This is a genomic window from Streptomyces sp. NPDC007808, assembly GCF_042868655.1.
GTDB lineage: Bacteria > Actinomycetota > Actinomycetes > Streptomycetales > Streptomycetaceae > Streptomyces.
Window position 1 is genome coordinate 217,319 of record NZ_JBIAEQ010000007.1, and the last position, 25,345, is coordinate 242,663.

At 72.8% G+C, this 25,345-nt stretch carries 19 protein-coding genes; 15 read left to right on the top strand and 4 right to left on the bottom strand.

Going from position 1 to position 25,345, the window contains the following annotated elements; all coding sequences use genetic code 11:
• Nucleotides 1-13 precede the first annotated feature (13 nt).
• Nucleotides 14-343 carry a DUF6191 domain-containing protein gene (locus ACFYNL_RS26530; RefSeq protein WP_388807495.1) on the top strand — a complete coding sequence of 110 codons (330 nt, stop codon included), beginning with the start codon at nucleotides 14-16 and terminating at the stop codon, nucleotides 341-343.
• A 114-nt stretch (nucleotides 344-457) separates the two neighbouring features.
• Here ACFYNL_RS26530 and serC read toward each other — a convergent pair whose 3' ends face one another.
• A complete protein-coding gene (serC, locus tag ACFYNL_RS26535; RefSeq protein ID WP_388807496.1) occupies nucleotides 458-1,576 on the bottom strand; it encodes a phosphoserine transaminase in 1,119 nt (372 codons plus the stop codon).
• A 94-nt stretch (nucleotides 1,577-1,670) separates the two neighbouring features.
• On the opposite strand from serC, the gene ACFYNL_RS26540 reads away from it, so the two are divergent.
• The 11 genes from ACFYNL_RS26540 to ACFYNL_RS26590 all read left to right on the top strand — a co-directional run bounded on the left by ACFYNL_RS26540 (nucleotide 1,671) and on the right by ACFYNL_RS26590 (nucleotide 17,539).
• On the top strand, nucleotides 1,671-4,547 hold the full coding sequence (locus tag ACFYNL_RS26540) for an FAD-binding and (Fe-S)-binding domain-containing protein (protein WP_388807497.1): 2,877 nt from the start codon (nucleotides 1,671-1,673) through the stop codon (nucleotides 4,545-4,547).
• A gap of 205 nt (nucleotides 4,548-4,752) precedes the next feature.
• Nucleotides 4,753-5,877 (top strand): lipid II:glycine glycyltransferase FemX, encoded by a 1,125-nt coding sequence (locus tag ACFYNL_RS26545; protein ID WP_388807498.1) that lies wholly within the window; start codon nucleotides 4,753-4,755, stop codon nucleotides 5,875-5,877.
• A gap of 127 nt (nucleotides 5,878-6,004) precedes the next feature.
• A complete protein-coding gene (locus ACFYNL_RS26550; RefSeq protein ID WP_388807499.1) occupies nucleotides 6,005-6,961 on the top strand; it encodes a DMT family transporter in 957 nt (318 codons plus the stop codon).
• 417 nt (nucleotides 6,962-7,378) lie between these two features.
• A complete protein-coding gene (locus tag ACFYNL_RS26555; RefSeq protein WP_388807500.1) occupies nucleotides 7,379-8,173 on the top strand; it encodes a TIGR03084 family metal-binding protein in 795 nt (264 codons plus the stop codon).
• A complete protein-coding gene (locus ACFYNL_RS26560; RefSeq protein ID WP_388807501.1) occupies nucleotides 8,170-9,864 on the top strand; it encodes an acyclic terpene utilization AtuA family protein in 1,695 nt (564 codons plus the stop codon). The genes ACFYNL_RS26555 and ACFYNL_RS26560 overlap by 4 nt, the downstream gene beginning before the upstream one ends.
• The gene (locus ACFYNL_RS26565) at nucleotides 9,861-11,459 is read left to right on the top strand and encodes an acyl-CoA carboxylase subunit beta (RefSeq protein ID WP_388807502.1); all 1,599 of its coding nucleotides are present in this window, start codon (nucleotides 9,861-9,863) and stop codon (nucleotides 11,457-11,459) included. The genes ACFYNL_RS26560 and ACFYNL_RS26565 overlap by 4 nt, the downstream gene beginning before the upstream one ends.
• 4 nt (nucleotides 11,460-11,463) lie before the next feature.
• The gene (locus ACFYNL_RS26570; RefSeq protein WP_388807503.1) at nucleotides 11,464-13,362 is read left to right on the top strand and encodes a biotin carboxylase N-terminal domain-containing protein; all 1,899 of its coding nucleotides are present in this window, start codon (nucleotides 11,464-11,466) and stop codon (nucleotides 13,360-13,362) included.
• Between the two features lie 82 nt (nucleotides 13,363-13,444).
• Entirely contained in the window at nucleotides 13,445-14,584 is a 1,140-nt protein-coding gene (locus tag ACFYNL_RS26575) for an acyl-CoA dehydrogenase family protein (RefSeq protein WP_388807504.1), read from the top strand.
• A 35-nt stretch (nucleotides 14,585-14,619) separates the two neighbouring features.
• A complete protein-coding gene (locus ACFYNL_RS26580) occupies nucleotides 14,620-16,197 on the top strand; it encodes a 4-coumarate--CoA ligase family protein (RefSeq protein WP_388807505.1) in 1,578 nt (525 codons plus the stop codon).
• Nucleotides 16,194-16,928: an enoyl-CoA hydratase family protein gene (locus ACFYNL_RS26585; RefSeq protein ID WP_388807506.1), complete on the top strand. Its 735-nt coding sequence runs from the start codon at nucleotides 16,194-16,196 to the stop codon at nucleotides 16,926-16,928. The genes ACFYNL_RS26580 and ACFYNL_RS26585 overlap by 4 nt, the downstream gene beginning before the upstream one ends.
• Nucleotides 16,916-17,539, top strand: coding sequence for a TetR/AcrR family transcriptional regulator (locus ACFYNL_RS26590; RefSeq protein ID WP_388807507.1), 624 nt, complete (start codon nucleotides 16,916-16,918; stop codon nucleotides 17,537-17,539). The genes ACFYNL_RS26585 and ACFYNL_RS26590 overlap by 13 nt, the downstream gene beginning before the upstream one ends.
• Nucleotides 17,540-17,644: 105 nt before the next feature.
• Here ACFYNL_RS26590 and ACFYNL_RS26595 read toward each other — a convergent pair whose 3' ends face one another.
• Both ACFYNL_RS26595 and ACFYNL_RS26600 read right to left on the bottom strand, forming a co-directional pair.
• Nucleotides 17,645-18,979: a serine/threonine-protein kinase gene (locus ACFYNL_RS26595; RefSeq protein WP_388807508.1), complete on the bottom strand. Its 1,335-nt coding sequence runs from the start codon at nucleotides 18,977-18,979 to the stop codon at nucleotides 17,645-17,647.
• Between the two features lie 264 nt (nucleotides 18,980-19,243).
• The gene (locus ACFYNL_RS26600; protein WP_388807509.1) at nucleotides 19,244-20,344 is read right to left on the bottom strand and encodes a citrate synthase 2; all 1,101 of its coding nucleotides are present in this window, start codon (nucleotides 20,342-20,344) and stop codon (nucleotides 19,244-19,246) included.
• A 321-nt stretch (nucleotides 20,345-20,665) separates the two neighbouring features.
• Here ACFYNL_RS26600 and pdxH point away from each other — a divergent pair, with 321 nt between their 5' ends.
• Both pdxH and ACFYNL_RS26610 read left to right on the top strand, forming a co-directional pair.
• Nucleotides 20,666-21,334 carry a pyridoxamine 5'-phosphate oxidase gene (pdxH, locus tag ACFYNL_RS26605; RefSeq protein WP_388807510.1) on the top strand — a complete coding sequence of 223 codons (669 nt, stop codon included), beginning with the start codon at nucleotides 20,666-20,668 and terminating at the stop codon, nucleotides 21,332-21,334.
• A gap of 572 nt (nucleotides 21,335-21,906) precedes the next feature.
• The gene (locus ACFYNL_RS26610; RefSeq protein ID WP_388807511.1) at nucleotides 21,907-23,346 is read left to right on the top strand and encodes a PAS domain-containing protein; all 1,440 of its coding nucleotides are present in this window, start codon (nucleotides 21,907-21,909) and stop codon (nucleotides 23,344-23,346) included.
• A 38-nt stretch (nucleotides 23,347-23,384) separates the two neighbouring features.
• Here ACFYNL_RS26610 and ACFYNL_RS26615 read toward each other — a convergent pair whose 3' ends face one another.
• Nucleotides 23,385-24,140 (bottom strand): SIS domain-containing protein, encoded by a 756-nt coding sequence (locus ACFYNL_RS26615; RefSeq protein ID WP_388807512.1) that lies wholly within the window; start codon nucleotides 24,138-24,140, stop codon nucleotides 23,385-23,387.
• Between the two features lie 266 nt (nucleotides 24,141-24,406).
• Here ACFYNL_RS26615 and ACFYNL_RS26620 point away from each other — a divergent pair, with 266 nt between their 5' ends.
• On the top strand, nucleotides 24,407-25,099 hold the full coding sequence (locus ACFYNL_RS26620) for an iron dependent repressor, metal binding and dimerization domain protein (RefSeq protein ID WP_019753883.1): 693 nt from the start codon (nucleotides 24,407-24,409) through the stop codon (nucleotides 25,097-25,099).
• Nucleotides 25,100-25,345: the final 246 nt, after the last annotated feature.

Sequence of the window (25,345 nt, forward strand, 5' to 3'; positions counted from 1 at the left end):
CCGGGGACCGTCCATGACGGCTCTGCTCATGTCGTTCCCGGCGTTCGCGGCCGTGCTGGCCTTGTCCGCACTCGTGGAGAGCGCGTGGCGGTGGTTCACGGGGCTGGGCCTGATCCCGTGGCTGCGCAGACGCACGGGGCGGTCGCTGTCGAGCATCGCCTTCGACGAGTTCACGGCGGTCGTGAACGGAAACAAGACGGTCGAGCTGGAGCAGCGGAGGGTGGAGCTGCTGCTGCGGGACGACGAGAGCGACGGCGCGCCGCCCCGCTCCAGGATCGACCTGACCGAGGGCACGGCGTTCATCGTTGCGCCCGGGAGTGACCGCCGCGCTCATCGAGTCTGACGGGACTGCGGGGCTGGTCGAAGTGCACCGCAGTACGCCGAAGTGCACCGCAGTACGCCGAAGGGCGCCCGGTGTTCGCCGGGCGCCCTTCGCCGTCCTACCGAGTGCCGGTGATCAGAGCTTCTCGATCACGTAGTCGACGCACTTGGTCAGCGCCTCGACGTCCGCCGGGTCGATCGCCGGGAACATCGCGACGCGGAGCTGGTTGCGGCCGAGCTTGCGGTAGGGCTCGGTGTCGACGATGCCGTTGGCGCGCAGGGCCTTGGCGACGGCGGCGGCGTCGATCTCGTCCGTGAAGTCGATCGTGCCGATGACCTGGGAGCGCTTGGCCGGGTCGGTGACGAACGGGTTGGCGTACTTGATGTCCTCGGCCCAGCCGTACAGGGTGCGCGCGGAGGCGGCCGTGCGGCGGACCGCCCAGTCGAGGCCGCCCTGGCCGTTGATCCACTCCAGCTGCTGGTTGAGCAGGAAGAGGGTGGCGAGGGCCGGGGTGTTGTACGTCTGGTTCTTGCGGGAGTTGTCGATCGCCGTGGGAAGGCTGAAGAACTCCGGGATGTGGCGGCCGGACGCGTGGATGCGCTCGGCGCGCTCGATCGCCGCCGGGGAGAAGACACCGATCCACAGGCCGCCGTCGGAGGCGAAGGACTTCTGCGGGGCGAAGTAGTAGACGTCCGTCTCGGCGACGTCGACCGGCAGGCCGCCCGCGCCGGACGTGGCGTCCACCAGGACCAGGGCGCCCTCGTCGGCACCGGCCACGCGCTTGATCGGCATGGCGACGCCGGTGGAGGTCTCGTTGTGCGTGAAGGCGTAGACGTCGACGCCGGACTCGGCGACCGGCTCGGGGTGGGTGCCGGGGTCGGAGGAGATGACGTCCGGCTCGGCGAGCCACGGGGCGAGCTTGGCGGCCTTGGCGAACTTGGAGCTGAACTCACCGAAGGTGAGGTGCTGCGACCTGTTCTCGATCAGGCCGTGCGTCGCGATGTCCCAGAAGGCCGTCGAGCCGCCGTTGCCGAGGATCACCTCGTAGCCGTCGGGCAGCTGGAACAGCTCGCGGATGCCCTCGCGCACCTGGCCGACCAGGTTCTTGACGGGGGCCTGGCGGTGGGAGGTACCGAGGAGGGAGGCTCCGGTCGCGGCCAGCGCGTCCAGCGCTTCCGTCCGCACCTTGGAGGGGCCCGCGCCGAAACGTCCGTCGGCGGGCTTGATGTCAGCGGGAATCTGGATCTCAGCCACGACAGGGAGGTTAGCCGTTTCGGGAAACCCGGGTGAAACCTCGTCCGTCGGCTGAGACGGAGTCGTCTGGGTCGTGAGCTGATTGAGTGGACGTATGTCGGAACTTGAGGCGGAGCTGCGCAGGGCCGTCCGAGGCGAGGTCGGGTTCGATGTCACCTCCCGGGCGCTGACGACCATGGACGCGTCCAACTACCGGCGTGTCCCCCTGGGTGTGGTCGCGCCACATGACGCCGCCGACGTCGCGGCCGTGCTGGAGGTGTGCCGGGAGCACATGGTGCCGGTGGTGGCGCGCGGTGGCGGCACCTCGATCGCGGGGCAGGCCACCGGCACCGGCATCGTGCTGGACTTCACCCGGCACATGAACCGGATCGTGTCCCTGGACCCGGAGGCCGGCACCGCCGTCGTCCAGCCCGGTGTCGTACTCGACCGCCTCCAGGAGGCCGCCGCCCCGCACGGGCTGCGGTTCGGGCCGGACCCCTCCACCCACGGCCGCTGCACGCTCGGCGGGATGATCGGCAACAACTCGTGCGGCTCGCACTCGGTGGCCTGGGGCACCACCGCGGACAGCGTGCGAGAGCTGGAGGTGATCACCGCGCGCGGGGAGCGGCTGCGGCCGGGGCAGGGGTGGGCCGGTGCGCCGCAGGGGCTGCGAGGGCTCGTCGAGGGGGAGCTGGCCCGACTGCGCACCGGGTTTCCGCAGCTGCCCCGGCGTATCTCCGGGTACGCGCTCGACGCGCTGCTGCCCGAGAAGGGCGCCGACGTCGCGCGTTCCTTCTGCGGCAGCGAGGGCACGCTCGGGATCCTCACCGAGGCGGTCGTGGGGCTGGTGGCGGCACCCCGCGCGCGTGCGCTCGCCGTGCTGGCCTACGCCGACGAGAGCGCGGCGGCGGAGGCCGCTGCCGGGCTGCTGCCGTACCGGCCGCTGACCGTGGAGGGCATGGCGCGAGACCTCGTGCCGGAGGCGGACTCGGCCGGGCTGCCGAGGGGCGGGGCCTGGCTGTTCGTGGAGACGGGCGGGGACACGGCGGCCCAGGCACGCGCGCGTGCGGAGACCATCGTGCGGGCCGCCGACGTCGTGGACGCGCTGGTCGTGACCGACACGGCCGGGCAGCGGGCCCTGTGGCGGATCCGGGAGGACGCCAGCGGTACGGCTACCCGGATGCCCGACGGGAGCGAGGCCTGGCCGGGCTGGGAGGACTGTGCGGTGCCGCCCCGGCGGCTCGGCGCCTATCTGCGGGACTTCCGCGGGCTGCTGGCCGCGCACGGGCTGCGCGGGACGCCGTACGGGCACTTCGGGGACGGCTGCATCCACGTCCGTATCGACTTCGACCTGCTGAGCGAGGCGGGGATCGGCCGCTTCCGGCGCTTCTCGGAGGAGCTCGCCGAGGTCGTGGTCGCCCACGGGGGATCGCTGTCCGGGGAGCACGGGGACGGGCAGGCGCGTGCCGAGCTGCTGCCGAAGATGTACGGCGACGACATGGTCGCCCTCTTCGAGCGGGCGAAGGGGGTGTGGGACCCGGACGACCTGCTCAATCCGGGGATGCTGGTGCGCCCGGCCCCGCTCGACGCGAACCTCCGCTTCGCCGTCCTGCCCCGCCGGCCGGTGGACGTGGCCTTCGGTTACCCGGCCGACGGCGGCGACTTCTCGGCGGCCGTACGGCGGTGTGTCGGGGTCGCCAAGTGCCGTACCACGTCGGTGGCGGGCCCGTCCGTGATGTGCCCGTCCTTCCGCGTGACCGGTGCGGAGGAGCACTCCACGCGCGGGCGGGCCCGGCTGCTGCACGAGATGCTCGCCGGGGAACTGGTGACCGACGGGTGGCGGTCGACGCAGGTGCGGGACGCGCTGGATCTGTGCCTGTCGTGCAAGGGGTGCCGTTCGGACTGTCCGGTCGGGGTCGACATGGCCACGTACAAGGCGGAGTTCCTGCACCACCACTACGCGGGGCGGCGCCGCCCGGCCGCGCACCACAGCATGGGCCGCCTCCCGCAGTGGCTTCGGCTGGTCTCCCGTACGCGTACGGCGGCACCGGTCAACGCGCTCGCCGCGGTACGGCCGCTCGCGTGGGCGGCGAAACGGCTCGGCGGGATCGCGCCGGAACGGCAGCTGCCGCGGCTGGCGACACGGACGTTCAGCCGGTGGTGGGAGCGGCGGCGGCGCTCGGCCGCGGTCGCCGACGGGAACGAGGGCGGTGAGCTGGTCGTCCTGTGGCCGGACACCTTCACCGAGCACCTCTCACCGTCCGTGGGGGAGGCGGCCGTACGGGTGCTGGAGGCGGCCGGACTGCGGGTGGCCCTGCCGCCCACGGTGCCGATGGCGAGGACGCCGGGAGGCGACGGGGTGACGGTGGCGCTGGACCCCGGGGCACTGCTGCGGGGCCGGGGGCGGGTCTGCTGCGGGCTGACGTACGTCTCGACGGGGCAGCTCGACCGTGCGCGGGCAGTGCTGCGGCGCACGCTCGACCTGATGGAGCCGGTGCTGGAGACCCCCGCGCCGGTCGTCGTGCTGGAGCCGAGCTGCGCGGCGGCCCTCCGCTCGGACCTGCCGGAACTGCTGCACGACGATCCGCGGGCCCGGCGCCTGGCCGACCGGGTCCTGACCTTCGCTCAGACGCTGGAGCGGCTGGCCCCGGACTGGACGCCGCCCCGCGTGGACCGGCCGGCGGCCGGGCAGACGCACTGCCACCAGCACGCGGTGCTGGGTGACGACGCCGACCGCCGGTTGCGCGAGGCCGCGGGAATCACCGGGGAGCTGAGCGGCGGCTGTTGCGGTCTGGCGGGCAACTTCGGGTTCGAGAAGGGGCACTACGCGGTGTCGGTGGCGTGCGCGGAGGAGCAATTGCTGCCGGCGGTGCGAGGGGCCGGGGCGGGTGCCGTGGTGCTGGCGGACGGGTTCTCCTGCCGGACACAGCTGGAGCAGCTGGCCGGGGTGCGGGGGAGGCATCTGGCGGAGGTGCTGGCGGAGCGGTTGTAGGCCGATCGTGAGCCCGCGCGCCGCTGGAGGTGAGGCCGTGCCGGGGCGCGCATAGGCTGGCAGACCACCCGATCCACACGCCCCGCATCCACCACTCACGCCCCGCCCAGCCCCCGGCCCCTCCCCCCCATCGGCCCGGTCGCGAACTCCGGCCTCCGGTCGCCGCCGCCCCCACCCCGCCCCGGCCACCGACAGGAGCTCGCTCATGTCCCTCCGTCTCCAGACCCTCACCCGCGACGAGCACCTCGCCTTCATCGCCCAGCGCCCCTCCGCCAGTCATACGCAGGTGCCCTCCTGGGGCGAGGTGAAGCCGGACTGGCGGGCGGAGAGCCTCGGGTGGTTCGACGAGGAGGGGCGGCTGGTCGGGGCGGGGCTGGTGCTGTTGCGGCCGCTTCCGAAGCTGAAGAGGTACCTCGCCTACCTTCCCGAGGGCCCGATCGTCGACTGGCATGCCCCCGACCTCGATGAGCGCTGGCTCCAACCGATGCTCGCCCACCTCAAGCGGCGGGGCGCCTTCTCGGTGAAGATGGGCCCGCCCGTCGTCGTCCGCCGCTGGAGCCCCGAGGCGGTGAAGGCGGCCATCGCCGACCCGGCCGCGCGCCGGCTGGGGGACGCGGAACCGACGGTGTGCGAGACGGCCGCCCTGGACATCGCCGACCGGCTGCGGCGGGCCGGCTGGCGGCAGGCCGAGCCGGGCGGCGAGGAGGGCTTCGCGGCCGGGCAACCGCGGTTCGTCTGCCAGGTGCCGTTCGCCGGGCGGTCTGTGGACGACATCCACCGCGGCCTCAACCAGCAGTGGCGCCGCAACATCAAGAAGGCCGAGAAGGCCGGCGTGAAGGTCGAGCGGGGCGGTTACGACGACCTGGCCGTCTTCCACACCCTGTACACCGAGACCGCCGAGCGCGACCGTTTCGTCCCGCGCCCCCTGCCGTACTTCCAGCGCATGTGGACCGCCCTCACCGCCGAACACCCCGACCGTATGCGGCTGTACCTCGCCCACCACGACGGCGAGGTCCTGGCCGCGGCCACCATGCTGACGGTCGGCGACCACGTCTGGTACTCCTACGGCGCTTCCACCAGCCGCAGGCGGGAGGTCCAGCCGAACAACGCCCTGCAATGGCGCATGATGACCGACGCCCACGCACTCGGCGCAACCGTCTACGACTTCCGGGGCATCACCGACACCCTGGAGGAGTCCGACCATCTGCTGGGCCTGCTGCGGTTCAAGGTGGGCGCCGGAGGCGAGGCCGTCGAGTACCTCGGAGAGTGGGACTTCCCGCTCAACCGGCTGCTGCACAAGGCGCTTGAGGTCTATCTGGCCCGGAGGTAGTCCCGGCGTCAGAGGTCCACATGCCGGGACAGTGGCTTAATGGGTTCACACTCCTGACGAAGTCTATTACCGTGGACTCGGCAGTACAGCATGATGAACACTTCGAAGTCGAGCCCTTGGACCGCCCGTGAGCACCCCTGACGCCGCCGCCGTGCCCTCGTCGTCCCCCGCCCCGGCCGTCGCCGCCGGGGTGACGGCCGGGGCCCCGCGCGGCCGCCGTAACTCCCTCGGGCCGGTGGGCCTCGTGCTGGCCGGCGGCATCTCCGTGCAGTTCGGAGGCGCCCTGGCGGTGGGCCTGATGCCCAGGGCCGGGGCGCTCGGCGTGGTGGCGCTGCGGTTGCTGGTGGCGGCGGTCGTCCTGCTGCTGGTCTGCCGGCCCCGGCTGCGCGGCCACTCCCGCACCGACTGGGGAACGGTGATCGTCTTCGGTGTCACGATGGCCGCGATGAACGGCCTGTTCTACCAGTCGGTCGCCCGCATCCCGCTCGGCCCCGCGGTCACCTTGGAGGTCCTCGGCCCGCTCGCCCTGTCGGTCCTCAGCTCCCGACGCGCGATCAACCTGGTCTGGGCCGGACTCGCCCTGGCCGGTGTCTTCCTCCTCGGCGGGGGCTTCGGCAGCCTCGACCCCCTGGGTGTCGTCTTCGCCCTGGCGGCCGGCGCCATGTGGGCGGCCTACATCGTGTTCAGCGCCCGTACGGGCCGGCGCTTTCCCCAGGCCGACGGGCTGGCCCTCGCGATGGCCGTGGGAGCCGTACTGTTCCTGCCGCTGGGAATCGCCGAATCGGGCATGAAGCTCGTCGACCCGGTCACCCTGGGGCTGGGCGCGGCCGTGGCGATCCTCTCCTCCGTTCTGCCCTACACCCTCGAACTCCTCGCCCTGCGCCGCCTCCCCGCGGCGTCCTTCGCCATCCTGATGAGCCTGGAGCCGGCCATCGCGGCGACAGCCGGCTTCCTCCTCCTCGACCAGGCCCTCTCCGCCGTGCAGGCCCTGGCGGTCGCCCTGGTCATCGCGGCGAGCATGGGCGCGGTGCGCACTCAGGTGGGGCGGCGCAAGGCGGGGACCGCGAGGTCCGGCAAGAGCTGAGGGCCGGACTCCGCCGACGAGGCGCGTCGCGTCCGGGCGGCCCCGGCAGCTAGCCCCGGCCGGCGCACGGAGTGAGCGCCGGCGGGCTGCCCGAGCCGAAGGGCGTCGGGGCCTCCGTCGGGGCGCCTGAGCCCGAAGGGTGTCGAGGCCTCCGCCGGGCTGCCCGGGCCGAAGGGTGCCGAGGCCTCCGCCGGGTGGCCGACCCGAAGGGCGTGAGGAACCGTCTCGGCAGGCGCGGTGACCGACCGGCTCGGTGGCGACGAGGGCGGCGCGGCCGTGCGGTCGTACGGGACAGCAATTAATGCAAGCATGCTTGCTTGTTTTCATTGGCGCTGCCATGCTCCTCACCACGCCGCACCACCCCACCGCACCACGCCGCACCACCCCGCACACCGCCGTGCCCGAGGGGAGCGCACCGTGTCCGATCCGACGCCCGTGTTCGACGACCTGCGTGAGGAGAGCGAGGAACTCGAACGGCTCGTGGCCGACTTGACCTCCGAGCAGTGGACGCTCGCCACCCCCGCGCCCGGCTGGAGCGTCGCCCACCAGATCGCGCACCTGGCCTGGACGGACCATTCGGCACTGCTGGCGGCGACCGACGTGGAGGCGTTCCACACGCTGGTGGAGAAGGCGCTGGTGGCGCCGGGCTCCTTCGTCGACGAGGGGGCGCAGGAGGGAGCCGCGCTGCCGTCCGCCGAACTGCTGGTCCGGTGGCGGGAAGGGCGGGCCGCGCTGGACACGGCGTTGCGGCAGACGCCCCCCGGTACGAAGATCCCCTGGTACGGCCCACCCATGTCCGCGGCCTCCATGGCCACCGCTCGACTCATGGAGACCTGGGCCCACGGTCTGGACGTCGCCGACGCGCTGGGTGTGGTGCGCACACCCACCGACCGGCTGAGGCATGTGGTGTGGATCGGCGTGCGGACCCGCGACTTCGCCTTCACCGTGCACGGGCTCCCGGTGCCGCCCGACGCGTTCCGTGTCGAACTCGTCTCGCCCTCGGGTGAGTTGTGGGTGTACGGACCCGAGGACGCCCAGCAGCGCGTCACCGGGCCGGCGCTCGACTTCTGCCTGCTCGTCACCCAGCGCGCCCACCGCTCGGACCTCGCGCTGCGCGCCGAGGGCCCCGACGCCGACCGATGGTTCGACATCGCCCAGGTCTTCGCGGGCCCGCCCGGCGCGGGCCGCGCCCCGAAGGGGGCCGCGCGGTGACGGCCGCTGCCCGTCCGCTGCGGATAGGCAACGCCTCCGGTTTCTACGGCGACCGGTTCGACGCCATGCGCGAGATGCTCACCGGCGGTGAACTGGACGTCCTCACCGGCGACTACCTGGCCGAGCTGACCATGCTGATCCTGGGCCGGGACCGGCTGAAGGACCCCCGCGCGGGATACGCCCGTACCTTCCTGCGACAGCTGGAGGAGTGCCTCGGGCTCGCCCGGGAGCGGGGCGTCAGGATCGTCGCCAACGCGGGCGGCCTCAACCCCGCCGGACTGGCGCAGGCCGTACGGGACCTGGCCGACCGCCTCGGTGTGCCCGCCCGTGTCGCCCACGTCGAGGGCGACGACCTCACCGCCGCGCACCCGGGCAGCCTCGCCGCCCACGCCTACCTCGGCGGTTTCGGGATCGCCGCCTGCCTGCGCGAGGGCGCCGACGTCGTGGTCACCGGACGGGTGACGGACGCGGCCCTGGTCACCGGGCCCGGCGCCGCGCACTTCGGATGGGGCCCGCAGGAGTACGACCGGCTCGCGGGCGCCGTCGTCGCCGGCCATGTGCTGGAGTGCGGGGCGCAGGCGACCGGCGGGAACTACGCCTTCTTCCACGAGAACGGCCGCGACCTCGGGCGCCCCGGCTTCCCGCTCGCCGAGCTCCACGAGGACGGCACCTGCGTCGTCACCAAGCACCCCGGCACCGGCGGCTTCGTCGACGTCGGCACGGTCACGGCCCAGCTGCTGTACGAGACGGCGGGCGCCCGGTACGCCGGCCCCGACGTCACCGCCCGCCTGGACACCGTACGGCTCACCCAGGACGGCCCCGACCGGGTCCGCGTCCAGGGCGTACGGGGAGAGGCACCGCCCCCGACCCTCAAGGTCGGCGTCAACCGGCTCGGCGGCTTCCGCAACGAGGTCGCCTTCGTGCTCACCGGCCTCGACATCGAGGCCAAGGCCGCCCTGGTGCGCGAGCAGATGACGGACGCGCTCTCCAAGTCGCCGCCCGCCGAGGTCCGCTGGGACCTCGTACGCACCGACCGGCCCGACGCTCCCAGCGAGGAGACGGCCAGCGCGCTGCTGCGGCTCGTCGTACGCGACACGGACCAGGAGGCCGTCGGTCGGACCCTGAGCGGAGCCGCCGTGGAGCTGGCGCTGGCCAGCTACCCGGGCTTCCATGTGCTCGCGCCACCCGGAAAGGGCGCGCCCTATGGGGTCTTCGAGGATGTGTACGTCCCCCATGGTGCCGTCGACCATGTGGCCGTCCTCCACGACGGACGCCGAATCCCCGTGCCGCCGGCCCACGACACCGCCGTACTCGACGACGTCCCGCAGCCACCGCTGCCGCGACCGCTGCCCCACGGGCCCACCAGGCGAGCCCCCCTCGGCCTCCTCGCCGGTGCCCGCAGCGGCGACAAGGGCGGCAACGCCAATGTGGGGGTGTGGGCCCGCACGGACGACGCCTGGCGGTGGCTCGCGCACGAGCTCACGGTCGGCGTGTTCCGGCGGCTGATCCCGGAGAGCCGGGAGCTGAGGGTGACCCGGCACCTCCTGCCGAACCTGCGCGCCCTCAACTTCGTCGTCGAGGGCGTCCTCGGCGAGGGCGTCGCCGCCCAGCACCGCTTCGACCCGCAGGCCAAGGCCCTCGGCGAATGGCTGCGCAGCCGCCACCTCGACATCCCGGAGACCCTGCTGTGACCGTCCTCGCCTCCGCCCTGGACACCACGAGCCCCGCATACACGGCCCACCGCGAGACCATGCTCGCCAAGCTCGCCGACCTCGACGCGGAGCACGCCAAGGCCCTCGCGGGCGGCGGCGAGAAGTACGTCGAACGGCACCGCGGGCGCGGCAAACTCCTCGCCCGTGAGCGCATCGAGCTGCTCCTCGACCCCGACACACCCTTCCTTGAGCTGTCCCCGCTGGCCGCCTGGGGCAGCGACTACACGGTCGGCGCGTCCCTCGTCACCGGCATCGGGGTCGTCGAGGGCGTCGAATGCCTCGTCACCGCCAACGACCCCACCGTGCGCGGCGGGGCGAGCAATCCGTGGTCGCTGAAGAAGGCCCTGCGCGCCCACGACATCGCGCTCGCCAACCGGCTGCCCGTCGTCAACCTCGTGGAGTCGGGCGGCGCCGACCTGCCGTCCCAGAAGGAGATCTTCATCCCCGGGGGTGCCGTGTTCCGGGACCTGACCCGGCTGTCGGCGGCCGGGATCCCCACCGTCGCGGTCGTCTTCGGCAACTCGACGGCAGGCGGCGCCTACGTCCCCGGCATGTCCGACCACGTGATCATGGTCAGGGAACGCGCCAAGGTGTTCCTCGGCGGCCCGCCCCTGGTGAAGATGGCCACCGGCGAGGAGAGCGACGACGAGTCGCTGGGCGGCGCCGAGATGCACGCGCGCGTGTCGGGCCTCGCCGACTACTTCGCGGTGGACGAACCGGACGCGCTGCGGCAGGCCCGACGGGTGGTCGCCCGCCTCAACCACCGCAAGGCGTACGCGGATCCGGCCCCCGCCGAGCCGCCCAGGTACGACGCCGAGGAACTCCTCGGGATCGTCCCCGGCGACCTCAAGACCCCCTTCGACCCGCGCGAGGTCATCGCCCGGATCGTCGACGCCTCCGACTTCGACGAGTTCAAGCCGATGTACGGCACGAGCCTGACCACGGGCTGGGCGGCCCTGCACGGCTATCCGGTCGGCGTGCTGGCCAACGCCCAGGGGGTCCTGTTCAGCGAGGAGTCCCAGAAGGCCGCTCAGTTCATCCAACTCGCCAACCAGCGCGACATCCCGCTGCTGTTCCTGCACAACACCACCGGCTACATGGTGGGCAAGGAGTACGAGCAGGGCGGCATCATCAAGCACGGCGCGATGATGATCAACGCGGTCAGCAACAGCCGCGTGCCCCATCTCTCCGTCCTCATGGGCGCGTCCTACGGCGCCGGCCACTACGGCATGTGCGGCCGCGCCTACGACCCCCGCTTCCTCTTCGCCTGGCCCAGCGCCAAGTCGGCCGTCATGGGCCCGCAGCAGCTCGCCGGCGTGCTCTCGATCGTCGCCCGCCAGTCGGCCGCGGCGAAGGGACAGCCGTACGACGAGGAGGGCGACGCGGCCCTGCGCGCCATGGTGGAGCAGCAGATCGAGTCGGAGTCGCTGCCGATGTTCCTGTCGGGGCGGCTGTACGACGACGGCGTCATAGATCCGCGCGACACCCGCACCGTCCTCGGTATGTGCCTGTCCGCCATCCACACGGCCCCTTACGAGGGCGCACGCGGTGGTTTCGGCGTCTTCCGGATGTGAGGCAATGATTACTTCTGTTCTGGTGGCGAACCGGGGCGAGATCGCCTGCCGCGTCTTCCGCACCTGCCGTGAGTCGGGAATCCGGACGGTGGCCGTGTACTCGGACGCCGACGCGAACGCCCTGCACGCGCGCGTGGCCGACACGGCCGTACGGCTGCCGGGAACGGCGCCGGCCGACACGTATCTGGACGCCGGTCTGATCGTGAAGGCGGCCGTGGCGTCCGGCGCGGACGCCGTGCACCCCGGCTACGGCTTCCTCTCCGAGAACGCCGACTTCGCTCGCGCCGTCCTCGACGCGGGACTGGTCTGGATCGGCCCGCCGCCGGAGGCCATCGAGGCGATGGCGTCCAAGACCCGGGCGAAGGAGCTGATGGGGCTGGCCCCCCTGGGCGAGGTCACCGAGGCCGACCTCCCCGTCCTCGTCAAGGCGGCCGCGGGCGGCGGAGGGCGCGGGATGCGCGTCGTGCGCCGCCTGGAGGAACTCGACGCCGCCCTGGAGAGCGCCCGCTCCGAGGCCGCGAGCGCCTTCGGCGACGGCGAGGTCTTCGTCGAGCCGTACGTCGAGAACGGCCGCCATGTCGAGGTGCAGATCCTCGCCGACACCCACGGCACGGTCTGGGCCCTCGGCACCCGGGACTGCTCCCTCCAGCGCCGCCACCAGAAGGTGATCGAGGAGGCCCCGGCACCCGGGCTCGACGAGGCGCTCACGGACGAACTGCACGCCCTGGCCGTACGCGCCGCCCGTGCCGTCGACTACGTGGGAGCCGGCACCGTCGAGTTCCTGGTGGCCGAAGGCAGGGCCCACTTCCTGGAGATGAACACCCGCCTCCAGGTGGAACACCCGGTGACGGAAGCGGTCTTCGGCATCGACCTGGTCGCCGAACAGCTGCGCGTCGCCGAAGGCCACGCCCTCGCCGACACCCCGCCACCCGCGCGTGGCCACGCCGTGGAAGCCCGCCTCTACGCCGAGGACCCGGCTCACGACTGGGCCCCGCAGACCGGCACCCTGCACCGCTTCGCGGTACCCGAGGGCGTCCGCCTGGACACCGGCTTCAGCGACGGCGACGACATCGGCGTCCACTACGACCCGATGCTCGCCAAGCTCGTCGCCCACGCCCCCACGCGCGCGGCGGCCGTCCGCAAGCTCGCGGGCGCACTGGAACGGGCGACCCTCCACGGCCCGCTCACCAACCGGGACCTCCTGGTCCGCTCCCTGCGGCACGAGGAGTTCACGTCCGCCCGCATGGACACCGGCTTCTACGACCGCCACCTCGCCGCCCTGACCCGGCCGGCCCACGACCCGTACGCCCGCCCGTCTCCCACCACCGCCCTCGACGGAGTCGCTGCGCGACCACCTCTGGTTGCCCTGGCCGCCGCCCTCGCCGACGCCCACGGCCGCTCCCGCTTCGGCGGCTGGCGCAACGTGCCGTCCCAGCCGCAGGTCAAGCGCTACGAGATGGCGGGCGAGGAGGTCGAGGTCCGCTACCGGCACGGTCGTGCGGGCCTGGAGGCGGAAGGGGTGCGGGTCGTCCATGCCGATGCCGCGCTGGTCGTCCTCGAAGCGGCCGGCGTGCGAAGGAACTTCGAGGTGGCGAGGTACGGCGACCGGATTTACGTGAACACCACTGTGCTGACCGCCCTGCCCCGCTTCCCCGACCCGACGGCTCAGCTCGCGCCGGGTTCGCTGCTCGCGCCGATGCCGGGGACGGTCGTACGCGTCGCCGACGGTCTGGCCGTGGGAGCCGCTGTGCGCGCCGGACAGCCCCTGCTCTGGCTGGAGGCGATGAAGATGGAACACAAGATCACGGCGCCGAGCGAGGGCACCCTGACGGCTCTGCACGCCGCCACCGGGCAACAGGTGACGGTCGGCGCCCTGCTGGCCGTGGTGCAGCCGGCCTCCTAGGGGCGCGGGGCCGCACCCATGTGCGCCCACCGCCGCGTGAGCGCGAGCAACCACACACCACCCGCACCCGGGAAGGAACGCCATGCACCCCACCCTCGAAGCCGAGGAGCACAGGGCCCTACGGTCGGCGGTAGCCGCCCTGGGCAAGCGCCACGGCCGCACCTACGACCGAGAGCAGCTCTGGTCCGAGGCGGCCGAGCTCGGCTACCTCGGCGTCAACCTGCCGGAGGCGTACGGCGGCGGAGGCGGTGGAATCTCCGAACTCTCCATCGTCCTCGAAGAACTGGGCGCCGCGGGCTGCCCCCTGCTCATGATGGTCGTGTCCCCCGCGATCTGCGGCACAGTGATCGCCCGCTTCGGCACGGACGAGCAGAAACAGCGCTGGCTCCCCGGTCTCGCCGACGGCACCCGCACCATGGCCTTCGGCATCACCGAACCCGACGCAGGATCCAACAGCCACCGCATCACCACCACCGCCCGCCGCGATCCGGACTCCGGAGACTGGCTGCTCACCGGCCGCAAGGTCTTCATCTCCGGCGTCGACATAGCCGACGCCACCCTGATAGTCGGCCGCACCGAAGACGCCCGCACCGGCCGTCTCAAGCCCTGCCTGTTCATCCTCCCGAGGGACACCGAAGGGTTCCGGCGCAGCCGGATCGACATGGAACTCGACGCCGCCGAGAAGCAGTTCGAGCTGACCCTGGACGACGTACGGCTCCCGGCGCACGCACTGGTCGGCGACGAGGACGCCGGCCTGCTCCAGCTCTTCGCCGGCCTCAACCCCGAACGCATCATGACGGCCGCCTTCGCGATCGGCATGGGACGGTACGCCCTCGCACGTGCCGTCGAGTACGCACGCGAGCGCACCGTGTGGAACGCCCCCATCGGCGCCCACCAGGCCATCGCGCACCCCCTGGCCCAGGCTCACATCGACCTGGAACTGGCCCGCCTGATGATGCAGAAGGCGGCGTCCTCGTACGACGCCGGGGACGACGTCGGCGCGGGCGAGGCCGCCAACATGGCCAAGTACGCGGCCGGGGAAGCCTGTGTGAAGGCAGTCGACCAGGCGGTGCACACCCTCGGCGGCAACGGCCTCACGCGCGAGTTCGGGCTCGCCTCGCTGATAACCGCCGCGCGCGTGTCTCGTATCGCCCCGGTGAGCCGGGAGATGATTCTCAACTACGTCTCCCACCAGACCCTGGGCCTGCCCAAGTCGTACTGACCGGCACCGTGTCGTACCGGTCGCGAGGAGGAACGATGTTCCGCAGCGAGTACGCAGACGTCCCGGCCGTAGAACTCCCCATCCACGAGGCCGTACTGGGCCGGGCCGCCGAGTTCGGTGACGCGCCCGCGCTCATCGACGGCACCGACGGCACCACCCTCACCCACGAGCAGCTCGACCGCTTCCACCGGCGCATCGCCGCCGCGCTCGCCGAGGCCGGCCTGCGCAAGGGTGACGTCCTCGCCCTGCACAGCCCCAACACGGTCGCCTACCCCACCGCGTTCTACGCCGCCACCCGCGCCGGGGCCTGCGTCACCACCGTGCACCCGCTCGCCACCCCCGAGGAGTTCGCCAAGCAGCTGAAGGACTCCGCGGCCCGCTGGATCGTCACCGTCTCCCCGCTGCTGCAGTCGGCGCGCCGGGCCGCCGAACTCGCGGGCGGCGTCCAGGAGATCTTCGTCTGCGACAGCGCGCCGGGCCACCGGTCGCTCATCGACATGCTGGCCTCGGCGGCACCGGAACCACAGGTGGACATCGACCCCGTGGCGGACGTCGCCGCGCTGCCGTACTCCTCGGGCACCACCGGCGTCCCCAAGGGCGTGATGCTCACCCACCGCCAGATCGCCACCAACCTGGCCCAGCTGGAGTCCGCCATGCCGGCCGGACCCGGCGACCGCATCCTCGCCGTGCTGCCCTTCTTCCACATCTACGGGCTGACCGCCCTGATGAACGCGCCCCTGAGGGTGGGCGCCACGGTCGTCGTCCTGCCCCGCTTCGACCTGGAGACCTTCCTCGCGGCCATCCAGAACCACCGCATCACCGGCCTGTACGTGGCCCCGCCCATCGTCCTGGCCCTCGCCAAGCACCCGCTGGTCGCTCAGTACGACCTGTCGTCCCTGAAGTACGTCGTCAGCGCCGCCGCACCCCTGGACGCGGGGCTCGCGACCGCCTGCTCCCAGCGCCTCGGCCTGCCACCGGTCGGACAGGCGTACGGCATGACGGAGCTGTCCCCCGGCACGCACGTCGTCCCGCTGGACGCCATGCGCGAGGCGCCCGCGGGAACCGTCGGCAGGCTCATCGCCGGCACCGAGATGCGGATCGTCTCCCTGGACGACCCCGGCAAGGATCTCGGCGTCGGCGAGTCCGGCGAGATCCTCATCCGCGGCCCGCAGGTCATGAAGGGCTACCTCGGCCGCCCCGACGCCACCGCCGCCATGATCGACGCCGACGGCTGGCTGCACACCGGCGACGTGGGGTACGTGGACGCGGACGGCTGGCTGTTCATCGTGGACCGGGTGAAGGAGCTCATCAAGTACAAGGGCTTCCAGGTGGCCCCGGCCGAACTGGAGGCCCTCCTGCTCACCCACCCCGACATCGCGGACGCGGCGGTGATCGGCACCTACGACGACGACGGCAACGAGGTCCCGCACGCCTACGTGGTGCGCCGGCCCACCGCGACCGGCCTCTGCGAAGGAGAGGTCAGGATGTACGTCGCCGAGCGCGTCGCCCCTTACAAGCGTGTCCGCCAGGTCACCTTCATCGACGCGGTCCCGCGGGCCGCGTCCGGCAAGATACTGCGCCGCGAACTGCGGGTGCGGGAGGAGAGCCCATGACGCTGATCGGCCGTGCCCGCGCGCGTGCGGTGGAGACCCTCACCCTGGACTCCCCGCACAACCGCAACGCTCTCTCGGCGGCCCTGGTGGACGAACTCGCCGGGGCGCTCGCGGACTGTGCCGAGGACGCCGAGGTACGCGCGGTCGTCCTCACCCACACCGGCAACACCTTCTGCGCCGGTGCCGACCTGCGCGACCCGCCACCCCCGGAGGCGCTGGTGGCCCTGCTGCGGCAGATCGTCGCACTGCCCAAACCGGTCGTGGCCCGGGTCACCGGCCACGTACGCGCGGGCGGCCTCGGCCTGCTGGCCGCCTGCGACATATCGGCGGCGTCCGCCGAGGCCACCTTCGCCTTCACGGAGGTCCGCATCGGGGTCGCCCCCGCGGTGATCTCGCTGCCCCTGCTGCCCCGTACGGACGCCCGCGCCCTGGCCCGCTACTACCTCACCGGCGAACGCCTCGGCGCGCCGGAAGCGGCCCGCATCGGCCTGCTGACCGCGGCGGGCGACGACGTCGACGCGACGCTGGCCCCCGTCCTGGACGGCCTGCGCCGGGCCGCGCCCCGGGCCCTGGCCGAGACGAAGGCGCTGCTCACGGCTAAGGTGCTGGAAACCTTCGACCGGGACGCGGCCGACCTGAGCGCGCTCTCGGCCCGGTTGTTCTCCTCGGCGCAGGCCCGCGAGGGGATGACGGCCTTCCTCGAAAGACGGGATCCGGAATGGGTGGTGTGAGCACAGTCGGCGACCGCGCGGAGCGTACGGACCGTGTGCCCAAGCAGGACCGCAGCCGGGCCACCCGGCAACGGCTCCTGGAAGCCGCCGTGGCCTGCCTCGCCGAACACGGCTGGGCGGGCTCCACGGTGTCCGTCGTCGCCGAACGCGCCGGCGTCTCCCGCGGCGCCGCCCAGCACCATTTCCCGACCCGCGAGGACCTCTTCACGGCGGCGGTCGAGTACGTCGCCGAGGAGCGCTCGACGGCCCTGCGCGCCCTGTTCCCCGAGGGCGTGGCCGAAGACCGCCGGGCGGTGGTGTCGGCGCTGGTCGACCTCTACACGGGCCCGCTGTTCCGCGCCGCCCTGCACCTGTGGGTGGCCGCCTCGAACGAGGAGCAGCTGGGGCCGAGGGTCACCGAGCTGGAGGCCCGCGTGGGCCGCGAGACCCACCGCATCGCCGTGGACCTCCTCGGCGCGGACGAGTCCCGGCCCGGCGTACGGGAAACGGTCCAGGGCCTGCTGGACATGGCCCGCGGCCTCGGCCTGGCCAACCTCCTCACCGACGACACGGCCCGCCGCGAGCGGGTGGTGGCGCAGTGGGCGGTGCTGCTGGAGGAGGCGCTGGGCTGAGCCCGGTGTCAGTGGCGGGCGGCTGCGGTGCGGGCATGGGGGCGGTCACCGCGCGCTCTCCATGTGCGGCAGGCTCTGCGGCTCCGACCCGCGCACGGCCGACGGTCAGTCGTCCTCCTCGCCGTCGTCGTCCTGCCAGGTCTCGCGCTGCCGCTCGTGCTGCCGCTCCTGCTCCCGCAGCCGTTCGCGGTCCCGCTCCTCAGCCCGCTGCTCGGCCCGCCGGTCGTCCTGCGGGGTACTCGTCGCGGCGGCCGGGACCGGGGGCGTCGTCGGGGGCGGGCCGGACGGCCGAGCGGAGGCGGAGGCGCTCGGACCGGGCGGGGCCTCGGACTTCGTGCCCTGTGATCCGGTGGTGTCGGGGGTGAACCACAGCATGCCGAGGAGCATCGCGGTCACGAAGAGCAGCGCTCCGGCGGCCGTGACGAGGGTGCGCCGGGCCACGGGCGCGGACCGCCGGCCGCGGGATCGGGAACGGGGCCGGCCGGTGGCGGTCGCGCCTCGGCCGGACGGCAGCATGTAGGTGGTCGGGTTGCTGGTCTCCCCGAGCTGCTGCGACCCGGGCACGGACGCCACGGCGGCCGTCCGCCGCGGGGCCGTCGCGTTCGCGTCCGGCAGCGGCTCCGGACGGCCCCGCCAGGCGCCGCCGGCGAACCAGTCGGCCGCCTGCTGGGCGGCGGGTCTGTGCTCGGGCTCCTTGGCGAGCAGGCCGAGGAGGTAGTTCTCGAAGGCGGGCGGCAAGCCGGGCACGCCCAGCTCGCGGGGCGGCACGGGTACGGCGTCGAGGTGCTGGTGCAGGATGGCGACCGCGGAGTCGGCCTGGAACGGCGGGCGGCCCGTCAGCAGCTGGTAGAGCACGCAGCCCAGGGCGTACACGTCGGAGGCCGGTCCCGCCTGCTTGCCCAGCGCGCGCTCGGGGGCCAGATACAGGCTGGTGCCGACGATCTGCCCGGTCGCGGTCAGCGCGGCTCCGGGGTCGTCCATGAAGCGGGCGATCCCGAAGTCACCGATCTTGAGGGTGCCGTCCGCGTCGAGCAGCAGGTTCCCGGGCTTGATGTCCCGGTGGACGATCCCCTCCCGGTGCGCGGCGGCCAGTCCCGCGGCGGCCTGCGCGGCGATACGGGCCACGCGCTCCGCGGGCAGTGACCCCGACCGCGCCAGCACCCGGGCGAGGCTGTCGCCGTCGACCAGCTCCATCACCAGGAACAGCCGGTTCTCGAACTCACCGAAGTCCCGGACGCCGACCACGTTCGGATGGTCGATCCGCGCCGCGGTCTGCGCCTCCAGCCGGAACCGGGACGTGGCGGTGGGGTCGGAGTCCTGGGGCAGCAGGAGCTTGACGGCCACCTGCCGCGCGAGCGTCTCGTCGTACGCCCGCCAGACCTCCCCCATCCCACCGCGCCCGATCGACTCGTGCAGCCGGTAGCGACCCGCTATCAGCACCTGTTCTCATCCTCATGCCGGGGGACGTGACGATCGCCGCAGGCCGTAACTCGCCCCGTGGGCACGGGTGATGGCGGGATGCCGCAGCCGCCCCAGCATACGTGCGGAGCGGATCAGTCACGTTCCGTGTGCCGCTTCCGCGGTCACGGACACCGACAGGAGGGGGCGGCGGCCGACCACGGTGGCGGCCCGGCCGGCCGCGGGGCGGCATCACGCGGAGCCGGTCGGCCCCGCGTGATGCCCGGCCCGCCACAGGGCCGGGAGTCAGTGCGCGATGTCGGCGTAGCCCTCGACCTCGCGCGGGTCGCGCGGGCCGGGACCGATGTAGCGCGCGGACGGGCGGACGAGGCGGCCGGTGCGCTTCTGCTCCAGGATGTGGGCCGACCAGCCCGCCGTACGGGCACAGGTGAACATGGACGTGAACATGTGCGCCGGGACCTCGGCGAAGTCCAGGACGATGGCCGCCCAGAACTCCACGTTCGTGGCCAGGACCCGGTCGGGGCGGCGGGCGTGCAGCTCCGCCAGGGCGGCCTTCTCCAGGGCCTCGGCGACCTCGAAGCGCGGGGCGCCGAGCTCGCGGGCGGTGCGCCGCAGGACGCGGGCACGCGGGTCCTCGGCGCGGTAGACGCGGTGTCCGAAGCCCATCAGGCGCTCGCCCTTGTCGAGGGTCCGCTTCACGTACGCCTCGGCGTCGCCGGTGCGTTCGATCTCCTCGATCATGTGCAGGACGCGGGACGGGGCGCCGCCGTGCAGCGGGCCGGACATGGCCCCTACGGCGCCGGAGAGCGCGGCGGCCACGTCGGCGCCGGTGGAGGCGATGACGCGGGCGGTGAAGGTGGAGGCGTTCATGCCGTGCTCGGCGGCGGACGTCCAGTAGGCGTCGACCGCGGCCACGTGCTTGGGGTCGGGCTCGCCGCGCCAGCGGATCATGAACCGCTCGACGACGGACTGCGCCTTGTCGATCTCGCGCTGCGGAACCATGGGCAGACCCTGGCCGCGCGCGGACTGGGCGACGTAGGACAGGGCCATCACCGCGGCCCGGGCGAGGTCCTCGCGGGCCTGCTCCTCGTCGATGTCCAGGAGCGGTTTCAGACCCCACACCGGCGCCAGCATGGCGAGGGCGGACTGCACGTCGACGCGGATGTCACCGGAGTGCACGGGGATCGGGAACGGCTCGGCGGGCGGCAGACCGGGACGGAAGGCCCCGTCGACGAGCAGCCCCCAGACGTTTCCGAACGAGACGTGACCGACCAGGTCCTCGATGTCGACGCCTCGGTACCGGAGCGCGCCGCCCTCCTTGTCCGGTTCGGCGATCTCCGTCTCGAACGCGACGACTCCTTCGAGTCCGGGTACGAAGTCGGACATCAGGCGGCTCCTCGTGAGGTGGGCGACAGATGGTTGTGGGTGGGACGACCACATGTCGGTCGGCACGGACGGCACGTACGCCTGGTGGATCCACGGTCACGGACTCGGCGTCCGGGCTGGTCGGATGCCGGGCCTCGACGGACTCGCGGTCCTGGGCGTACCCGTGTGATGCCCCGTGCGGCTGGCGGTCATCCAACCGCACCGGCATCAGCACGATATCCCCGAGTGTCATATTTGGGGAGACCTTGCGGCACTCAGTGCCAGGCAGTGACGAAGGACACCGCTCCGTACGGCGCCGGTCGCATACGGCAAGATGACCGGGTGACCGACCGAGACGCCGTCCCCCTCGACCCCGCCGCGATGCGCAAGCAGTACCGGGCCGAGGGCCTCGCCGAGAACGACCTCGCCGCCACCCCGGTGGAACAGTTCGCGCGCTGGTTCAAGCAGGCCGCCTCGGAGGCCCACCTCTTCGAGCCGAACGCGATGATCGTCTCCACGGCCGACGCCGAGGGGCGCCCGAGCTCCCGTACGGTGCTGCTGAAGCAGTTCGACGAGCAGGGCTTCGTCTTCTACACCAACTACGACTCCCGCAAGGCCCGCGACCTCGCCGAGAACCCCTACGTCTCCCTGCTCTTCCCCTGGCACCCCATGGCCCGCCAGGTCATCGTCACGGGCGTGGCGCGGCGGACCGGCCGTGACGAGACGGCCGCCTACTTCCGCACCCGCCCGCACGGCTCCCAGCTCGGCGCGTGGGCCAGTCCGCAGTCCACCGTCATCCCGTCCCGGGCCGAACTGGACGCCTCCTACGCGGAGTTGGCCGCGCGCTATCCCGAGGGCGAGCAGGTGCCGGTGCCGCCGCACTGGGGCGGTTTCCGGGTGGCGCCCCGGGAGGTGGAGTTCTGGCAGGGCCGCGAGAACCGGCTGCACGACCGGCTTCGGTACGTGGCGGAGCAGGACGGGAGCTGGCGGGTGGAGCGGCTCAGTCCCTGAGGCGACCGGTCCCTGAGGCGATCGGTCCCTGAGACGCTCGGTCCTGGACGCACTCAGTCCCTGAGACGCTCGGTCTCCGAGACGGCGGCCGCGCACGCAGACGACCCGCGAGCTCGGGTCCCTCCGCCGGTGGCGGGGGAGCCGGCCGGACGTGCCGGCGAACTCGCGGGTCGGGTGACTGCTTGGGATTGGGCCGGCTGCACGCATCTGTCACATGCTGGTCCGGCACCGCACTGGGTGGGGTGACGGGCCGCTAGCCCGCAGCCACCTCACGCGTCCGGTTCTCATACATCTGCCGAACCACCTCCCTTCTCGTGTGCTCCACACACTAGGAAGCGGTCGGCCCCCGATCAACCACTTTTTTCTCCGCACCTGTCCGCGCAGGTCACCCGGCGTCCCGTCGAGGGCGGAGCGAGGTGTACGCCCGGCAAGGACGTGGTACGTGGCGGGCGGTACAACGATTCCTTCAATCTTGGGGAACTTGGTGTGCGCTGCGTCACGTTCCAGTTAGATGATTGCTGGTGGGCGAACGGACGCGTCGTACGTGCGGACGCAGCTGGCAGGGGGTCCAGGTGAGTGCTTCCCGGCGTAGTGGGACCACCGACGAGCTGGGGCCGGACGAACCCGAACGGGACGGTCCGGACGGTTCGGCGGCTGGTACGGAGGGTTCGGCAGGCGGTTCGGATCTGCTGGCCGCGCTGCTGGACGGCATGGACGCGGCCTTGTGCGCCTTCGACGCGGACGGCGTCGTCACGCACTGGAACCGCGAGGCGGAGCGGATCCTCGGCTGGAGCGCGGCCGAGGCCGTGGGCCGGCACGGGTTCGCCGGGTGGGCGGTGCGCGAGGCCGACGCCGAGGAGGTCGAGACCCGGCTGATGTCCGCCATGCAGGCCCCCGGGCGGCAGGTGCACGAGTTCGCCCTGCTGACCAAGGACGGCGGGCGGGTGCTCGTACGGACGCAGTCGGCGGCGGTACGGGGGCCGGAGGGCAAGCCCGCCGGGGTGTACTGCGCCTTCAGCGAGGTGCACGCGCAGATCGACCTGGAGCGGTCCATCGCGCTGAGCGAGGCGTTGTTCGAGGACGCGTCGTGGGCCGTGGTGCTCGTCGACGCGGATCTGCGGCCCGCCGTGGTGAACGCCCACGCGGCCCGGGCGCTGGGCATCGGGCGTACCTCCGTGCTCGGGCGACCCCTCGGGGAGCTGCTCGCCCAGGGGGTCGAGGAGCTGGAGAGCGCGCTCACGCACGTACTCGCCGAGGGCGCCCCGCCCGCGCCCGCCGAGATCTGGGTCAGCGTGCGGACGCCGGAGGGCGAGCGGCGCCGGTGCTGGCGCTGCGGATTCGTACGGCTGGCCTCGCCGCTCGCGGAGGAGCCGGTGCCGCTGGGGGTGGGCTGGCTCTTCCAGGACGTGACCGCGGCCAAGCAGGGCGAGCAGGAGGCGGCGCTGCTGCGGTTCCGGTCCAATCAGCTGCACCGGGCCGCGCGGGCCGCCGCCGAGTGCGAGGACCCCACGGAGGCGGCGACCGTCCATCTCGACTTCGCGCTGGCCGGGTTCGCCGATCACGCGCTCATCGACCGGGTCGTCGGGGGTGCCGTGACGGACACGGACACGGACGCCGGCTCGGGTCCGGTACGGCTGGTGCGCGTCGCCGGGACGCCCTCCGGGGCACCCGGGCCGAGCCTCCCCGGCGGGGAGTCCGGGCTCCCGGTGCGCTACGCCCAGGGGCACCCGGCGCTGCAGTGCGTGACCCGGAGCGGGTCGGTACGGGCCGACGCGGGGGACGTTCCCGCGGAGCGGGCCCGCGAGTGGGCGGCGAGCCGGCAGTGGCCCTCGGACACGGTCCACGCGCTGTGCGCGGTGCTGCGCAGCCGGGGCCGGACACTGGGCGTCGTCACGTTTCTGCGGGGGGCCGGCCGGAGCGCGTTCGAGCGGGCCGACGCGGTGTACGCGGAGGACGTGGCGGTACGGATCGCCTCCGCACTGGATCTGGCGGGGGCGCTGGGCGCGGAGTAGCGAGGCGGGCAGCCGCGCCGTCGCCGCACCGCCCGTGGTCACTGCCGGTAGTAGATGCGGTCGCCGTACTGCTCGAACACCCGGCTGTTCCAGTCGTGGCCGCCGTCGACGTTGCCCGAGCGCAGCAGCGGGGGCTCGATGCCGCGCCCGGCGAGGGAACTCGCCGCCGTGGCCATCACCGCCTGGAGCAGGGCCGTGGTGACGACCGTGGACGCCGGGGCGAAGGGGGCGGGGATCGTGTCGAGGGTGAGTTCCGCGTCGCCGATCGCGATCTTCGAGTCCAGGACGACGTCGCAGTGGTCCTTGAGGTAGGTGCCCGAGACGTGGCGGGAGGACGTCTCGGCGGCGTACGCCACCGAGGTCACGCCGATGACCCTGACGCCGAGGGCACGGGCGCGCATGGCCATCTCCACGGGGAGGGCGTTGCGGCCCGACAGGGAGATGACCACGAGGGCGTCGCCGTCCCGCAGGGGTGAGGTGTCCAGGACCGCGCTCGCGAGGCCGTCCACGCGTTCGAGGGCGGAGCCGAGGGTGGCGGGCATGACGTCGACGCCCACGACGCCGGGGACGGCGAGCAGGTTCATCAGGGCGAGGCCGCCCGCCCGGTAGACGATGTCCTGGGCGGCCAGGGAGGAGTGACCGGCGCCGAAGGCGAAGAGCCGGCCTCCGGCGGCCACGGTGTCGGCGAGCAGGGTGCCGGCCGCCTCGATGTTCTCGGCCTCGTCGGCTCGTACCCGCTGGAGGAGGGCGATCGCGGCGTCGAAGAACTGGTCGGCCGGCGTGCTGTCGCTCATGCGGTGTCCTCCGGGGTGGCGGCGGTCGGTGGAGGTGCGTCGTGGATCACCGTGCGGTCTGGACCAGTGCGGTGTCAATACGGCCGGGACCGCGCCCCGGCGTGCCCTCCCGGACGATCCGAGGACCCCCGTACAACCCGCTGGTTGCGACGGCACGGCACGCTTGTCAGTGGTATCCGGCAGAATTGGGTCCAGGGCCAGCGCACGCGCCGTGGAGCTGTCTCGCTTCCGGCTGAGCTAATCGCAGAGCTAATCGAGGGGCACGTATGTCCGGACTGATCGACACCACGGAGATGTATCTCCGCACCATCCTCGAGCTTGAGGAGGAAGGTGTGGTCCCCATGCGCGCCCGGATCGCCGAGCGACTGGACCAGAGCGGGCCGACCGTGAGCCAGACGGTGGCGCGGATGGAGCGGGACGGGCTGGTCTCGGTGGCGTCCGACCGGCATCTGGAGCTCACCGACGAGGGGCGGCGCCTGGCCACCCGCGTCATGCGCAAGCACCGCCTCGCCGAATGCCTGCTCGTCGATGTGATCGGGCTGGAGTGGGAGCAGGTCCACGCCGAGGCGTGCCGCTGGGAGCACGTGATGAGCGAGGCCGTGGAGCGGCGCGTGCTGGAGCTGCTGCGGCACCCGACCGAGTCGCCGTACGGCAACCCCATCCCCGGTCTGGAGGAGCTCGGTGAGAAGGACGGCGCCGACCCGTTCCTCGACGAGGGCATGGTCTCGCTGGCCGACCTGGACCCGGGTACCGAGGGCAAGACGGTCGTGGTGCGCCGTATCGGCGAGCCGATCCAGACCGACGCGCAGCTGATGTACACGCTGCGCCGGGCGGGCGTGCAGCCGGGCTCGGTGGTGAGTGTCACCGAGTCGGCGGGCGGTGTCCTGGTGGGCAGCGGCGGCGAGGCGGCCGAACTGGAGGCGGACGTCGCCTCCCATGTGTTCGTCGCCAAGCGCTGAGCCCACCGCCCCGGACACCCCCCTGCCATCCCCCTGCCACGCCCCTGCTCCGCCCCGCCGTCTCCTCGACCGGCCCCTCTCGGTGGTAACTCCCGGCGGTGGAAAGGGAGTTGTGGCGTTGCGTCGAAGATGTCGAATCCAAGATCCAGTGTGGTAAATCGCAGCGCTCGGACACTTCGCGTGCGAGGCTGTCGCGTGAGGCATATGACCTGAGGGCTCTTGGCGTGGTCGACGGTGATCGGCCGG

What these genes read in the sequence shown, in the direction of transcription:
- ACFYNL_RS26580 (WP_388807505.1), top strand. Translation starts at nt 14,620, where the DNA reads ATGTTCCGCAGCGAGTACGCAGACGTCCCGGCCGTAGAACTCCCCATC.
- ACFYNL_RS26575 (WP_388807504.1), top strand. Translation starts at nt 13,445, where the DNA reads ATGCACCCCACCCTCGAAGCCGAGGAGCACAGGGCCCTACGGTCGGCG.
- ACFYNL_RS26585 (WP_388807506.1), top strand. Translation starts at nt 16,194, where the DNA reads ATGACGCTGATCGGCCGTGCCCGCGCGCGTGCGGTGGAGACCCTCACC.
- ACFYNL_RS26530 (WP_388807495.1), top strand. Translation starts at nt 14, where the DNA reads ATGACGGCTCTGCTCATGTCGTTCCCGGCGTTCGCGGCCGTGCTGGCC.
- ACFYNL_RS26590 (WP_388807507.1), top strand. Translation starts at nt 16,916, where the DNA reads ATGGGTGGTGTGAGCACAGTCGGCGACCGCGCGGAGCGTACGGACCGT.
- ACFYNL_RS26540 (WP_388807497.1), top strand. Translation starts at nt 1,671, where the DNA reads ATGTCGGAACTTGAGGCGGAGCTGCGCAGGGCCGTCCGAGGCGAGGTC.
- ACFYNL_RS26545 (WP_388807498.1), top strand. Translation starts at nt 4,753, where the DNA reads ATGTCCCTCCGTCTCCAGACCCTCACCCGCGACGAGCACCTCGCCTTC.
- ACFYNL_RS26600 (WP_388807509.1), bottom strand. Translation starts at nt 20,344, where the DNA reads ATGTCCGACTTCGTACCCGGACTCGAAGGAGTCGTCGCGTTCGAGACG.
- ACFYNL_RS26620 (WP_019753883.1), top strand. Translation starts at nt 24,407, where the DNA reads ATGTCCGGACTGATCGACACCACGGAGATGTATCTCCGCACCATCCTC.
- ACFYNL_RS26570 (WP_388807503.1), top strand. Translation starts at nt 11,464, where the DNA reads ATGATTACTTCTGTTCTGGTGGCGAACCGGGGCGAGATCGCCTGCCGC.
- ACFYNL_RS26615 (WP_388807512.1), bottom strand. Translation starts at nt 24,140, where the DNA reads ATGAGCGACAGCACGCCGGCCGACCAGTTCTTCGACGCCGCGATCGCC.